The sequence below is a fragment of the Saccharopolyspora mangrovi genome, assembly GCF_035320975.1.
Lineage (GTDB): Bacteria > Actinomycetota > Actinomycetes > Mycobacteriales > Pseudonocardiaceae > Saccharopolyspora > Saccharopolyspora mangrovi.
In genome coordinates this window covers 256459-270001 of the sequence record NZ_JAWLNX010000006.1, presented here as the reverse complement: position 1 = coordinate 270001, position 13543 = coordinate 256459, and the positions used below count along the sequence as shown (strand labels likewise).

Here is a 13543-nt window from a genome sequence, read left to right as displayed (position 1 = left end):
TGCGATGACGGGCCAGAGCTCGGGAGGATTCGCCGTCGCCGGGGCCGACCCCGACGAGGCGCAACGTCGCATCCAGCAGTGGGCGCAGGGCTTCGCCGAAAAGGCGCAGCGCTACCAGGAAGTTCAGGCGCAGACCGAGCAGCTGAGGCTGTCGGCCAGCAGCCCTGACGGTCGCATCAAGGTCACCGTGCGCGCCGACGGCAGCGTCACGGACCTGGAGTTCACCGACAAGGTCCGCTCGATGGCGCCGAACGAGCTCGCCGCCCAGGTCCTGTCGACGATGCACCGCGCGCAGGCCGACATCGCCAGCAAGGTCGGCGAGACGATGCAGGCGACGCTGGGCGACGAGGACCAGCAGACGCGCTCGATGATGCTGGACAACCTGCGAGAGAGGTTCCCGGAGCAGCCGGAGGACGAGGTCGAGGAGGAGACCTCGTCGAAGTGGGACGGCCCGGCCGAGGAGGACGAAACCCCGGCCCCGCCCGCCGCCCCGGCAGCGCCGACGCCGCCTCCGGCTCAGCCGAAGCGGCCCCGCTTCGAGGACGACGACGACTTCGGCCCGGACTTCGACCCGCTGCGCGACTGATCTGTTTCCTGTCCTGACTTTTCTCAGCTGATTCTGGGGGTTGTGGTGACGAATCCGTTGGTGGCCCAGCGCGAGGATTCGACGAAGTCGTTCAGCGGTGTGCCGATCCTGGAATCGGTCGACGAGACGAAGAAGGCGATCGAGTCCGGTGATTGGGCCGCAGGGGTCATGGGCTCGGTCGGCACCGGCCTGGACGCGCTGGGCATGGCGCTGGACCCGTTCGGCGCGATCTTCTCAGCCGGCGTCGGTTGGTTGATCGAGCACGTCGGACCGGTGTCGGACGCCCTGGATTCGCTGACCGGTGACCCGGACCAGATCAAGGCTCATTCGGAGACGTGGAAGAACGTCTCGGCCGAGCTCGAAGCCATCAACACCGAGATGAAGGACCTGGTCAAGGCCGACACGGCCAGCTGGCTGGGTGAGGCGGGCGACGCCTACCGCAAGCGCAGCGAGGACACCGCGAACCTGATCGCCGCGGCCAAGTCCGCGGCCGACGGAGCAGCGGAGGGCATCGGCACCGCGGGCGAGGTCGTGGGCGCGGTGCGGTCGTTGGTGCGCGACATCATCGCCGAGCTGGTCGGGCACCTGATCAGCTGGGCGTTGCAGGTGGTCTGCACGCTGGGCATCGCGATGGCGTGGGTGGTGCCCCAGGTCGTCGCCGAGGTCGCCAAGGTCGCGGCCAAGATCGCCGACATCACCACCAAGCTCGTCAAGGCCATGAAGGCCTTGTCGCCGCTGCTGAAGAAGCTCGGCGACAGCTTCGGCGAGACCAAGAAGGCCCTCGACCAGATCAAGAAGGACAACGGCAAGAACGACGGCCCGGCGTCGACGAACGCGCAGAGCGCGGACGACAAGTCGAGGGGCGGCCAGGGCGGAGATAGCGGCAAGCCCGAGGGAACCAGGGACGATGGCGGCAAGGGCGACGGTGCTGCCTCGACCAACTCCGCCTCGACCCGAGGTTCTCGCGGGGGAACCCGATCGATCAGGGACGACAATCCCGATCCGCACAAGAACAGCAACCCGGCGAAGCACCAGTCCACCTCTGGAGATCCGGTTGATGTCGCCACTGGCCGGATGCTCTTGCGGCAACACGACGTTTCGCTGACGGGTGTGTTGCCGCTGGTCCTGTCGCGCACGCACGTGTCGGGGTACCGGCAAGGACGCCATTTCGGTGCGGCGTGGGCCTCCACAGTGGACCAGCGGCTCGAGGTGGCGTCCGATGGGATCCACTTCGCCGTGGACGACGGCACCTTCCTGTCCTACCCGATGCCGGGTGATGAGGGCCCGGTGTTTCCGGTGTCCGGACCGCGGTGGCCTCTCCACCGCGCCGGTGATGGTGGGTTTGTCATCGCGAACCACGAGCTGGACCAGGTGTGGCACTTCGCTGCGACGGGCACCGGTGACCTCCCGCTGCGCACAGTGATGGATGGCAACGGCAATCGGGTGGACATCGATCGCGATGCCGACGGCACACCAACAGCATTGCGGCATTCCGCGGGACACCAGGTCATCGTGCGGAGTCAGAACGGTCTGGTCCGAGCGCTGTGGCTCGACGACGAAGCGGATGGCGTCGAGCTCGTCCGCTACGTCTATGACTCCCGGGGGGACCTGACGGAGGTCTACAACTCGTCCGGACAGCCGTTGCGCTTCGAATACGACAGCGCCGGACGCATCGTGCGATGGGACGACCGAAACGGCATGTGGTACCGGTACGAGTTCGACGCCCAGGGGCGGTGTGTGAGCAGCACCGGCAAGGACGGTTACCTCGACTGCACCTTCGAGTACGACACCGAGCGCCGCCAAACCCGAACCACGGATTCGCTGGGACAGGTCACCGTGTTCCAGCTGGACGAGCGGTGGCGCGTTGTCGGTTACACCGACCCTCTGGGGAACACCACCAGAGCGGAGTGGGACGAGCAGGGAAACCTGATCGCCCGGACCGACCCGCTCGGTCGCACCACCAGGTTCCGCTACGACGACCTCGGCAACGTGGTCGCACTCATCCATCCCGACGGCAGCCAGGTCGTGACGACCTTCGACGAGGACCGTCGCCCGATCACGATCACCACCGAAGACGGCGCGGTGTGGCAGAGGCAGTACGACAGCCGTGGCAGGGTGGCCGCCGAGATCGACCCAGGTGGCGGGCGGACGATGTACTCATATGACGAAGCGGGCAATCTCGCGAGGATCACCGACGCGTTGGGCAACATCACCCGCATCGAATCCGATGTCAATGGTCAACCGTTGACGGTGACAGACCCCACTGGTGGCGTAACCCGTTACGCCTACGACCGATTCGGCCGGAGGACAAGCGTTGTCGACGCGGCCGGCGACGTCACCCGGTACGCGTGGACCGTTGAGGGTGCACTGCGATCTCGCCTCGATCCTGACGGGAGGACCTGGCACTGGCGTCGAGATGCCGAGGGCAACCTCCGCGAGGCCGCGACCGCGGAGCGATCTGTGCGCACGGAGGTCGGGCACTTCGACCTACCGGCGTCGATCGTCGATGCCAACGGCTCTCAGATCGGGTACGCCTACGACACGGAGTTGCGGCTGGTCCGAGTGGTCAACGAGCACCAGCAGACCTGGACCTACACCTACGACGCTGCAGGAAACCTGACCGCCGAGACCGATTTCGACGGTCGTGTTACTCGATACCGGTACGACGCCGCAGGGCAGCTCGTGGAGCGCATCAATGCCGCGGGCCAGTCCGTGCGCTACCGCTACGACGTGCGCGGACGTCTGGTTGAACACATTTCCGGCGATACCGCGACCCATTTCGCATACGACCTGATCGGCAGGATGCGAAGCGCACGCAATGACCACGCCGAGCTCCACTTCGACTACGAGCACACGCCAGCGGGCAAGCGGATGGTCGAGACGGTCAACGGCCGGTCCGTGGTTTCGGAGTACGACCAGCTCGGCCGAAGGGTTCTGCGCCGACTCCCGTCTGGAGCGGAGAGCAAGTGGGAGTACGACCAGGTTGGTCGGCCGGTTGCGCTGGAGACCGCAGGGCGCGTGATCGAATTCAGCTTCGATCGGCAAGGGCGGGAGATCGAGCGTCACATCGGGCCCGGTCTCGTTCTCAGGAACCAATGGGATCTTCGCAATCGGCTTTGCGCGCAGGAGGTGGTGAACCGCGCGACTGGGCAGCCGGTGCAACATCGTTCCTTTGGTTACAGCGAGACGGGCGGTCTCGTCGGCGTGACCGACAAGATTGCCGGGACGCGCCGCTTCGATCTCGACGCCGCTGGTCGTGTGGTCGCGGTTTCCGGGCCGAATTGGCAGGAACGCTACGCCTACGACACGGCGGGGAATCTTCGTCACGCGGAGATTCCCGGCGGTTCACCGCACGCCGGCCCCCGGGAATACGTTGGTGCGCTGGTGCGACGTGCTGGTGGGACGCGCTACGACCACGACGTTGAGGGGCGTGTGAGCGGGCGTCACCATGTCACATCCGCTGGTCAGATTGAGTCTTGGCGCTACTCGTGGGACGCCGATGATCGCCTGGTCGCGGTGACCACGCCGGACGGCAGCGAGTGGCGGTACCTCTACGATCCGCTGGGCAGGCGCATCGCGAAGCAGCGGCTCGCGGCGGATGGCGTTTCGGTGAAGGAACTCATCGAGTTCACCTGGGATGGCACCGAGCTGGTTGAGCAGGTTCACAACGGGACCAACGGGATGTCTTGGGATCGACTGCCGGGAGCAGACGCTCCGATCTGCCAGGTCGAACGCGCATTCGCCGATGCGCAGCGCGGGTGGGTGGACACGAACTTCTACGCCATCGTGACGGACCTGGTGGGGACGCCGCAGGAGCTCATCGATCCCAACGGCCACGTGGCGTGGCACGCCCTGAACACGGTCTGGGGTTCGGACGTGCGCCAGGCCGGGACGGCAACAACACCGTTGCGCTTCCCCGGTCAGTACTACGACGGTGAAACCGGCCTGCACTACAACTTCTACCGCTACTACGACCCCTCCGTCGCGAGGTATCTGTCTCGTGACCCGTTGGGAATGCTCGCCGGGCCGAACGCGCGATCGTACGTGCCGAATCCGACGACGATGTCCGACCCACTCGGCCTCTTCATGTGCGTGCAATCAGAGGCCGAAGAGCTGGCCGATATGGCGAAGCGGAACAACTTCCCGACAGGGATGGCCGCGGCGCTGCGTCCCAACGGAAGGAACGTCAACGAGGTGTTCTACGGCTTCAGCGGGCGGGGAAACCACGATATTCGTTTCCAAGGCGGGCGTGGTGGTCGAGGAAATTACGCGGAGAACGAGCGGCTGGACAATCGTCGTCCGAATCAAAACTCAGATCAACCAGGTACGACGATCTTGCCCGATAGAGCAGCTCGTCCCCACCCCAACCTCGCGCAAGCACTCGAGAACGTGCCGCAAAACCGGCGGGCACCCAACGCTCAGCACGGTGGGTGTGCGGAGATGGATGCGCTCAACCAGGCGCTGCACGACGGTCGAGGGCGACCGCTGACGGGCAACGCTCTGCAAGCTCGGCTCAACGACCTCCAGGGCTCTCAGGTGGGTGTCGCTGGGGTGGGCGATGGCGCTCGGCAAGGTCGTTATTTCCCACCGTGTACGAGCTGCGATCACGTGCTTCAGCAGTTCGGGGTCAAGCCCAGCGGGTACACGAATCCGGGGCTCCTCCCGCGCGAGAGCAATGTCAACCCGTTGTCCTCTCCTCCGCCTGCTTCGGGAGGAAACGCGGCCGGGGCGTCTGCGCCCCCTCCGTCCAGTGGGCCGTCTGGTCAGTCGTGGGCGAACATCGCGCGTGGGAGGTGAGCGGCCCCGCGCGTACTGACGAGGTGCCGGGCGGAGCTGTGTCTCAGACCTCGGCGGCCAGCTTCACGCCCAGTCCGAGCAGCACCGTCGCCGTGATGCGGTCCAGCCAGCGGCGGACTCGTTGCTTCTGCAGGAAGGCTCTGGCTCGCCCGGCCACCCAGACGAGGCTGGGCAGCCAGAGCAGGCCGACCGTGAGGTGGATGGTGACGAGGAGGGCGCCCCAGGCCGAGGCGGTCGGGCCCGTGGGGAGGAACTGGGGCAGCAGGCTCATGTAGAAGACGCCGACCTTCGGGTTGAGGAGGTTGGTCATCAGGCCTGCGCGGAACGCGGAACGCCCGGCCGGGACAGGAACGTCCTCGGTGGTCGGTTTCCTGTTGCGGGGCAACGTCTTCCACAGCGCGGACGCGCCGAGCCAGATCAGGTAGGCGGCGCCGAGGATGCGCACGACGTTGTAGGCCAGCTCGGACGCCGTGAGCAGCGCCGTCAGGCCGACGATGCTCGCCGTTCCCCAGACGAGGCAGCCGGTCGTGATCCCGAGGACCGCGGTCAGGCCTGCTCGGCGCCCGCCGAGCAGGGCGTGGCGCAGGGCGAGCATCGTGTCCAGGCCCGGTGTGATCACGGCGAGGACCGCCACGACGGTGAACCCCCACAGAGCTGTGCTCGTCATGCCGTCTCCCGCGATCTCCGAACAGGTGCGAACCATTGCATCACGCTGCGGCAGCGATCCCACCGCGCGCTCGGGTGCACCGGGGGGCAGGAGAGGCGGGTGTTCCAGTTGAAACCTCGCCCGCTCCGAGAGGTGGCTGTGCCAACTGAGAACTTCGCGGGTTGTGAGCGCCCCCAGCAGGACTCGAACCTGCGACCTAAGGATTAGAAGTCCTTTGCTCTATCCGGCTGAGCTATGGGGGCCGTTTGGTGGGCGGTATGCCCGACGTTGTGCAGCAAGGAGGGTAGCGGTCGGCCGCATCGCGTGTGCGAACGACGCGGCAACGTTGCCGAGCCGGTACACAACGGCAAGCTTTTCGACAACCGGCAAGCGGGCTACGCGGGCGGCAGTTTCTGCAGCGCGGCGGTGGTCAGGCCGAACAGCCGGTCGGCGGTGTCCGCTGCGGAGGCGTCCTTGAGCGACAGCATCGTCAGCAGGGATCTGTCCGATCTGATCGCCGTTGCCGCGGTGCACGTCTGGTAACCCGTGACGGGTTCGCAGTACAGCCAGCTGGAGTAGCCGTGCACGTCCACTTCGACGCCCCTCGGCTGCCGCTGGGCGATCGCCGGGTACGGCTCGTGGAAGCCGGCGGCGGCCGTGTTGTCCGGCTGGCCGCCGAGCAGGTGCGCGCACGCGCCCGGGACCGGGTTGCCGGGGTGCGGCGGTCCCGCCACGCCGCCGACCTGGCCGAGGTCGGCGGGGGAGAGCAGGGTGCACGGGCCGACCTCGCCGCGCGGGGCCGGGATGCGGGGAGGTGTCGCGATCGCCGAGCGGGTCTGCGGCGCCTCGGGGTGCTCCTGGAAGCCCGCTGCCGGGATGGGCCGGCCCACCACGTCGCTCGCGCAGCTGGTCAGCGCCGATCCACCGATCAGAACGCACAGCGCGAGCACCCGCGGTAAGCGGTAACGGACATTCGGCACGGGGTAACCGTAGCGGCGTGGCGTGCGCGAGACCACGCCCAGGTGCGCCATCCTGACCGGTGATCCGAACGCCACGGCCGTTACGCTCGGTATGTGGCATCCGAGTCCGTCGCCGAACCGAATTCCCGGCCCGAACAGAGCGCCAGGCGCAGTGCTTCCGGCACCGTGGGTGTCCTCGTCGTCACCGCGGGAGTGCTCGCGGCGCTGATCGCCGCCGCCCTGACCACGCTGTCGGCCGGAGCGAACTACGCCCTGCTCGGACTGCCCGACCCCGGACCCATCACCCAGTACGGGTTGCCGGTGGTGCGGGTGATCGCCGAGGCCGGTTCCGTGGTGGCCATCGGTTCGCTGCTGCTGGCCTCGTTCGGCATCCCGGCCAGCCGCTCCGGTGCGCTGCTCGCCGACGGCTACGCCGCCGTGCGCACCGCCGGCCGGGCCGCATCGGTGTGGTTCGTCGGAGCGGCTCTGATGGTGCCGTTCATCTGCGCCGACGCCACCGGCCGCTCGGTGGGCGAGGTGCTCAGCGCCGAGGTCATGTTCGGCCTGATCGACGCGCTCGAAGAGGCCAAGGCCTGGGCGCTGACCGCGCTGATCGCGTTCCTCGTCGCGCTGGCCTGCCGGATCGTGCTGTCGTGGGGCTGGACCGTGGTGACCTTCGGGCTCGGCCTGGCCGGGCTGCTGCCGGTCATCGCCACCGGCCACTCCGCGAGCGGCGGCGCCCACGACATCGCCACCAACAGCCTGCTGTTCCACCTGGTCGGAGTCGTGCTGTGGGTTGGCGGGCTGATCGCCCTGATCGCCCACGCCGCTCGCGGTGGGGCGCACCTGCCGCTGGTCGCGCGCCGTTTCTCGGCGATCGCCCTGGTCAGCTGGGTCGCGATGGCCCTGTCCGGGGTGATCAACGCGCTGGTGCGGGTCTCGCCGGACCAGCTGTTCGGCTCCACCTACGGGCTGCTGGTGCTGCTCAAGATCGTCGGCCTGCTGGCGCTCGGCGTCTTCGGATACCTGCAGCGCAGCAAGGTCGTCTCCCGGCTGGAGGCCGGGTCGTCCGGGCTGCTGCGGCTCGGCGCCGTCGAAGTCCTGATCATGTTCGCCACCCTCGGCGTCGCCGTGGCGCTCGGGCGCACCCCGCCGCCCGGCGGCTACGCGACCGTTCCGAGCCGCACCGAGCTGATCATCGGCTACACCCTCGACGCGCCGCCGGACGCCGCGCGGCTGCTGTACGACTTCCGCTTCGACCTCGTCTACGGCACGTTGGCGCTGGTCCTGGCCGGTCTCTACCTGTGGGGCGTGCTGCGGATGCGGGCCCGCGGCGACAAGTGGCCGGTCGGGCGGACCACCGCCTGGCTGTGCGGCTGCCTGACCATCCTCATCGCCACCTCCGCCGGGGTCGGCCGCTACGCGCCGGCCGTGTTCAGCGTGCACATGGGGCAGCACATGCTGCTGTCCATGCTCGCCCCGGTTTTCCTGGTGCTGGGCGGGCCGACGTCGCTGGCGCTGCGGGTGCTCAAGCCCGCGGGCAAGGGGCAGCCCGCAGGCCCGCGCGAATGGCTGATGGCCTTCATCAACTCGCCGCTGACGCGCGTGCTCACCCACCCGATCGTCGCGCTGGTGCTGTTCGTCGGTTCGTTCTACGCGCTGTACTTCACCGGCCTCTTCGACCTGGCGCTCAACCAGCACTGGGCGCACCTGGCGATGAACGCCCACTTCCTACTGGTCGGCTACGTCTTCTACTGGCCGGTGATCGGCATCGACCCCTCGCCGCGCCAGCTGCCGCCCATCGGCAAGGTCGGGATGGTGTTCGCCTCGATGCCGTTCCACGCCTTCTTCGGCATCGCGCTGATGATGTCGGCCAAGCCCATCGGCGGGGACTTCTACCGCAGCCTCGACCTGCCGTGGTTCACCGACCTGCTCGCCGACCAGCAGCTCGGCGGCGGTCTGGCCTGGGCCTCCGGTGAGGTCCCGCTGGTCGTGGTGATGCTGGCGCTGCTCATCCAGTGGTCCCGCGCGGACGACCGGCAGGCCCGCCGGATCGACCGCAAGGCGGACAAGGACGGTGACGCCGATCTCACCGCCTACAACGAGATGCTCAAACGCCTGGCCGAACAGGACTCGCCGCGCAGCTGAACACCGCACCCTCACCCGTTCGGGTTCCGGGGGCCCGCGTGCGGGGGTTGGGGTGGGACGCAACTACGATCCAAGGCATGGCCGAGTTCATTTACACCATGAAAAACGTGCGCAAGACGCATGGTGACAAGGTCATCCTCGACAACGCGACCATCCAGTTCTACCCGGGCGCCAAGATCGGTGTCGTCGGGCCGAACGGGGCTGGCAAGTCGACCGTGCTCCGCATCATGGCGGGACTCGACCAGCCGAACAACGGTGAAGCGTTCCTGTCGCCGGGTTACACCGTGGGCATCATGCAGCAGGAACCCCCGTTGAACGAGGAGAAGACGGTCCTCGGCAACGTCGAGGAGGGCGTCGGCGAGATCAAGGTGAAGCTCAACCGCTTCAACGAGATCGCCGAGCAGCTCGCGACCGACTACTCCGACGAGTTGATGGAGGAGATGGGCAAGCTCCAGGAGGACCTGGACCACGCCGACGCGTGGGAACTGGACTCCCAGCTGGAGCAGGCGATGGACGCCCTGCGCTGCCCGCCGCCGGACGCCGAGGTCAAGCACCTCTCCGGTGGTGAGCGACGCCGCGTCGCGCTGTGCAAGCTGCTGCTGAGCAAGCCCGACCTGTTGCTGCTCGACGAGCCCACGAACCACCTCGACGCCGAATCCGTGCTCTGGCTGGAGCAGTTCCTGGCCACCTACCCGGGCGCCGTCCTCGCCGTGACGCACGACAGGTACTTCCTGGACAACGTCGCGGGCTGGATCCTGGAGCTCGACCGCGGTCGCACCTACCCGTACGAGGGCAACTACTCCACCTACCTGGAGAAGAAGCAGGAGCGCCTCGCGGTCCAGGGCAAGCGCGACGCCAAGCTGCAGAAGCGCCTCAAGGACGAGCTGGAGTGGGTCCGCTCCAACGCCAAGGCCAAGCAGACCAAGTCGCGCGCCCGCCTGGCCCGCTACGAGGAGATGGCCACCGAGGCGGAGAAGACCCGCAAGCTCGACTTCGAGGAGATCCAGATCCCGCCGGGCCCGCGCCTGGGCAACACGGTGGTCGAGGTCGAGAACCTCAAGAAGGGCTTCGACGAGCTGCTGATCGACGACCTGTCGTTCAGCCTGCCGCGCAACGGCATCGTCGGCGTCATCGGCCCGAACGGCGTCGGCAAGACCACGCTGTTCAAGACCATCGTGGGGCTCGAGGAGCCCGACAGCGGCACGGTCAAGGTCGGCGACACCGTCAAGCTGTCCTATGTGGACCAGAACCGCGCGAACATCGACCCCAACAAGAACGTCTGGGAGGTCGTGTCGGACGGTCTGGACTTCATCCAGGTCGGCCAGGTCGAGATGCCCTCGCGCGCCTACGTCAGCGCGTTCGGCTTCAAGGGCCCGGACCAGCAGAAGCCGGCGGGCGTGCTCTCCGGTGGTGAGCGCAACCGGCTGAACCTGGCGCTGACGCTCAAGCGGGGCGGGAACCTGATCCTGCTGGACGAGCCGACGAACGACCTGGACGTCGAGACCCTGGGCTCGCTGGAGAACGCGCTCGAGCAGTTCCCCGGCTGCGCCGTGGTCATCTCCCACGACCGCTGGTTCCTGGACCGCGTCGCCACCCACATCCTCGCGTGGGAGGGAGATGACGAGAACCCCGCCAAGTGGTTCTGGTTCGAAGGTAACTTCGAGGGGTACGAGCAGAACAAGATCGAGCGGCTGGGCGCCGACGCCGCCCGTCCGCACCGGGTTACCCATCGCAAGTTGACCCGCGGCTGAACGGAGGCGCCTTGGCGAGCGTGGCCGCTGTGGCAGAGCCCAGCTCGGTGGAAGGGTTGCTCGATCCCGCGTGGCAGATGCGGTGGAGAGTCCCGGAACTGGCTCTGGTGCTCAGTGACAGAGCGGTCGCGCTCGCCAGGCGCACCGGCGACCGAGGTGCGCGGTTGCGCGCCGAGGCGCTGGCCCTGTTCGCTTCGAACAGGTTGGGACGCGGTGTCGCGACCACCGGCCGGGCGCTCGCCGCAGTGCGCGACGCCGAGGCCACCGGCGCCGGCGAGGTCCTGACCAGGCTGCGCATCGAGCTCGGCTGGTGCGCGGTCAGCGCGGGCAGCCACGAGGTGGCGGTCCGCGTCCTGCGCCGCGAGCTCGCGCGCGACCGGATCGAACCGGCCGTCCGCGCGCACGCGCTCCTCGCCCTGGCCGCCGCCCTGCCCGCGCAGCAGGACGTCTACGAGCGCAGCCAGGTCCTCGACGAGGCCGAACGCCTCTACGCCGACTGCGACGACTCGCAGGACAGCACCCGCGTGCTCAAGGCGCGCGTGTGGGGGGCCCGGGCCGGGCACTACCGCAGGCTCGGCGAGTTCGGCGAGGCCGTCGCCGCCACCGACACCGGGCTGGAGCTGCTGCGGCGGCTCAGTGATCCGGAGGCCGAAGGCGGCGAGATCCAGACCCGCCTGCTGCTGGAACGCGTGCACGCCCTGCTCGACCAGGGGCATCGCGTCGAAGCGGTCGAGACCAGCCAGGCCGTGCTGGCCGAGCCCGTGCGAGCGGCCTCCGCCGGCCCCACCGGGTGGCTCGGGTTGGCGCTGGCCACCCGCGTGCACCTGCCCGCCGGGGACCACGACGCCGCGCTGCGGGTGCTGGCCGAGACGGCAGCGATCTCCGAGCGGCACAAGCTCGACGGTCTGCTCGCCGAGGCGCTCAACGCGCTGTCGCGCGCGCACGAGCGCGTGGAGGAGATCGCCGAGGCGCTGCAGGCGCTGCGCGGCGCCTACTCGGCCGACCGGCGGTGGCGGTCGCTGGTGCACAACGCGCGGGTCAACCTGCTCACGGCGTACCCGGCGGAAGCCGAAGCGCCTCGCGGCCGCCGTGCGAAGCCCACCGTGGCGGCGGTGCCCGATCCCGCGCCAGCGGTCGAGGTTTCAGCGGGAACGCCGCCCACCCGCGCTCCCGAGCCAGTCCGCGGAGCTGCCCACAGCGCCGTGACCAGAACTGATGGCCAGGAGCTCACCGCTGCCGCGCACGCGTCGGGGGAGGAGGTTCCAGTTCGAACGTCGCCCAGCCGCATTTCGGTGCCCGAGCCGGCCCACAGCGTCGTGACCAGTGCTTATGGCCAGGATCCCGCCGCGCATGCGCAGGCGGAGGCTCCAGTTGAGGCTTCCCGCGCCCCGGAGGTGGAGTCCGACCCGCTTCCGGATCGTTCTGCGGAGGTCGCGAGCGCGTCGAGGTACGGTCGTCGGGACGCGGGCAGGCGGGGCAGTTACGCGGAGGCGCACGACGCGGCTCGGTTGCTGATGGAGGCGCTGACGAGCCGGGCCGCCAAGGAGACCGAGGAGCCCGCGCAGGTCGAGGAGACACCGGCTGCGGACCGGTCGGCGCCGGAGCCTCGGGTCGCGTTCGACGCGGCCTCGCCCAGCGAGATGTTCGGCGCCGGCTCAGCAGAGGAGCCGGCGCAGCCGGAGCCCGAGGACGAACCCGCCGATCAGCGCTCCGCAGGTACCTGGTGGCCCGCCGGTGAACCGGAGCGCGACTCCGCCGACGACGAGTCCGCTGGGTACGAGGACGACGACGGCGAGGACGACCTGGCGCAGCGGTGGAGCGGTGATCCGCTGGCCGCGGCGGCCGACAGCCTGCGGCGGATCACCGAGGCGCACGGTCGCCGCGAGCGCGCCCCCGAACCCGTCACCCCGCCGCACGGCTTCCCGCCGCCGGAGGCCGACGAACTCCCTCCGCCGCCCGCCGAGCCGGAGGAGCAGGGCGGACGGCGGTCCAAGGGCAAGTCGCTGGCCGAGATCCGCGCCGAGCTCAAGCTCCCCGCCGACCACAAGCCGTCCCGCCGCCGCGCCCGGCACGCCGATCCCGATCCGCTCGCCGCGTTCCAGCCCGAGCCCGCCGGTCCGGAGCCCGAGGGCCGCGAAGCTCCGGCGCGGTCGGCCGAGGACACCGACCCGAGCTTCCGCTTCGCCGTCCCCGAACCCGAGCCGCAGCCCGAACAGGAGCCCGTGCCGCCGGAACCGAGCCCGGACGCGAGCCTGGCCGACCTGCTCGCCGACGCGCTGATGGCCTACAACGCCGGCCGCACCGACGAGGCGAAGCAGCAGGTCAGCGAGGGCATCGCCGCCGTCGGCTATGGCGGTCGCCACAAACCCGGTTACGGTGAGCCGGGCTACGGCGACAGCTACAGCGACAGCGATTCGGAACACATCGATCACAACACCGTCGGCGAGACCGGACGCAACCGACACCAGTCCACAGAGGATGATCAACACGAGGGCTTCGGGGCCCGGCACCGCGCACCCGGATTCGGTAGTGCGGCAGCTGATCCGTTGTTCTGAGAAACCTCTCGGACATCATTCGTTGCGTCTGTTTTCACCACCACTCCCGAAGCCAGATCCCCACCCAGTGATCGGGAACTGGCAGTCTTAAAGTGGAACCT

7 protein-coding genes and 1 tRNA gene are annotated in these 13543 nt (G+C 68.7%); 5 read left to right on the top strand and 3 right to left on the bottom strand.

The window, feature by feature from the left end:
• The first annotated feature begins 4 nt into the window (after positions 1–4).
• Together R4I43_RS11450 and R4I43_RS11445 are read left to right on the top strand one after the other, a co-directional pair.
• Positions 5–586, top strand: coding sequence for a YbaB/EbfC family nucleoid-associated protein (locus R4I43_RS11450; protein WP_324265555.1), 582 nt, complete (start codon positions 5–7; stop codon positions 584–586).
• 45 nt (positions 587–631) lie between these two features.
• A complete protein-coding gene (locus tag R4I43_RS11445; protein ID WP_324265554.1) occupies positions 632–5383 on the top strand; it encodes an RHS repeat-associated core domain-containing protein in 4752 nt (1583 codons plus the stop codon).
• A gap of 43 nt (positions 5384–5426) precedes the next feature.
• On the opposite strand, the gene R4I43_RS11440 is transcribed toward R4I43_RS11445, so the two are convergent.
• The 3 genes from R4I43_RS11440 to R4I43_RS11430 all read right to left on the bottom strand — a co-directional run bounded on the left by R4I43_RS11440 (position 5427) and on the right by R4I43_RS11430 (position 7009).
• Complete coding sequence (locus R4I43_RS11440; protein ID WP_324265553.1) at positions 5427–6050, bottom strand: LysE family translocator; 624 nt, start codon at positions 6048–6050, stop codon at positions 5427–5429.
• Positions 6051–6218: 168 nt separating this feature from the next.
• Positions 6219–6292: transfer RNA gene (locus R4I43_RS11435), tRNA-Arg, on the bottom strand.
• 132 nt (positions 6293–6424) lie between these two features.
• Positions 6425–7009, bottom strand: a complete 585-nt coding sequence (locus R4I43_RS11430; RefSeq protein ID WP_324265552.1) for a DUF3558 domain-containing protein — start codon at positions 7007–7009, stop codon at positions 6425–6427.
• Between the two features lie 93 nt (positions 7010–7102).
• Between R4I43_RS11430 and R4I43_RS11425 the strand changes: the two genes are divergently transcribed.
• The 3 genes from R4I43_RS11425 (at position 7103) to R4I43_RS11415 (ending at position 13442) form a co-directional block, all read left to right on the top strand.
• Positions 7103–9136 carry a cytochrome c oxidase assembly protein gene (locus R4I43_RS11425; RefSeq protein WP_324265551.1) on the top strand — a complete coding sequence of 678 codons (2034 nt, stop codon included), beginning with the start codon at positions 7103–7105 and terminating at the stop codon, positions 9134–9136.
• Positions 9137–9213: 77 nt separating this feature from the next.
• Positions 9214–10887, top strand: a complete 1674-nt coding sequence (ettA, locus tag R4I43_RS11420) for an energy-dependent translational throttle protein EttA (protein WP_324265550.1) — start codon at positions 9214–9216, stop codon at positions 10885–10887.
• 107 nt (positions 10888–10994) lie between these two features.
• Complete coding sequence (locus R4I43_RS11415; RefSeq protein WP_324265549.1) at positions 10995–13442, top strand: hypothetical protein; 2448 nt, start codon at positions 10995–10997, stop codon at positions 13440–13442.
• The last annotated feature ends 101 nt before the right edge of the window (positions 13443–13543 follow it).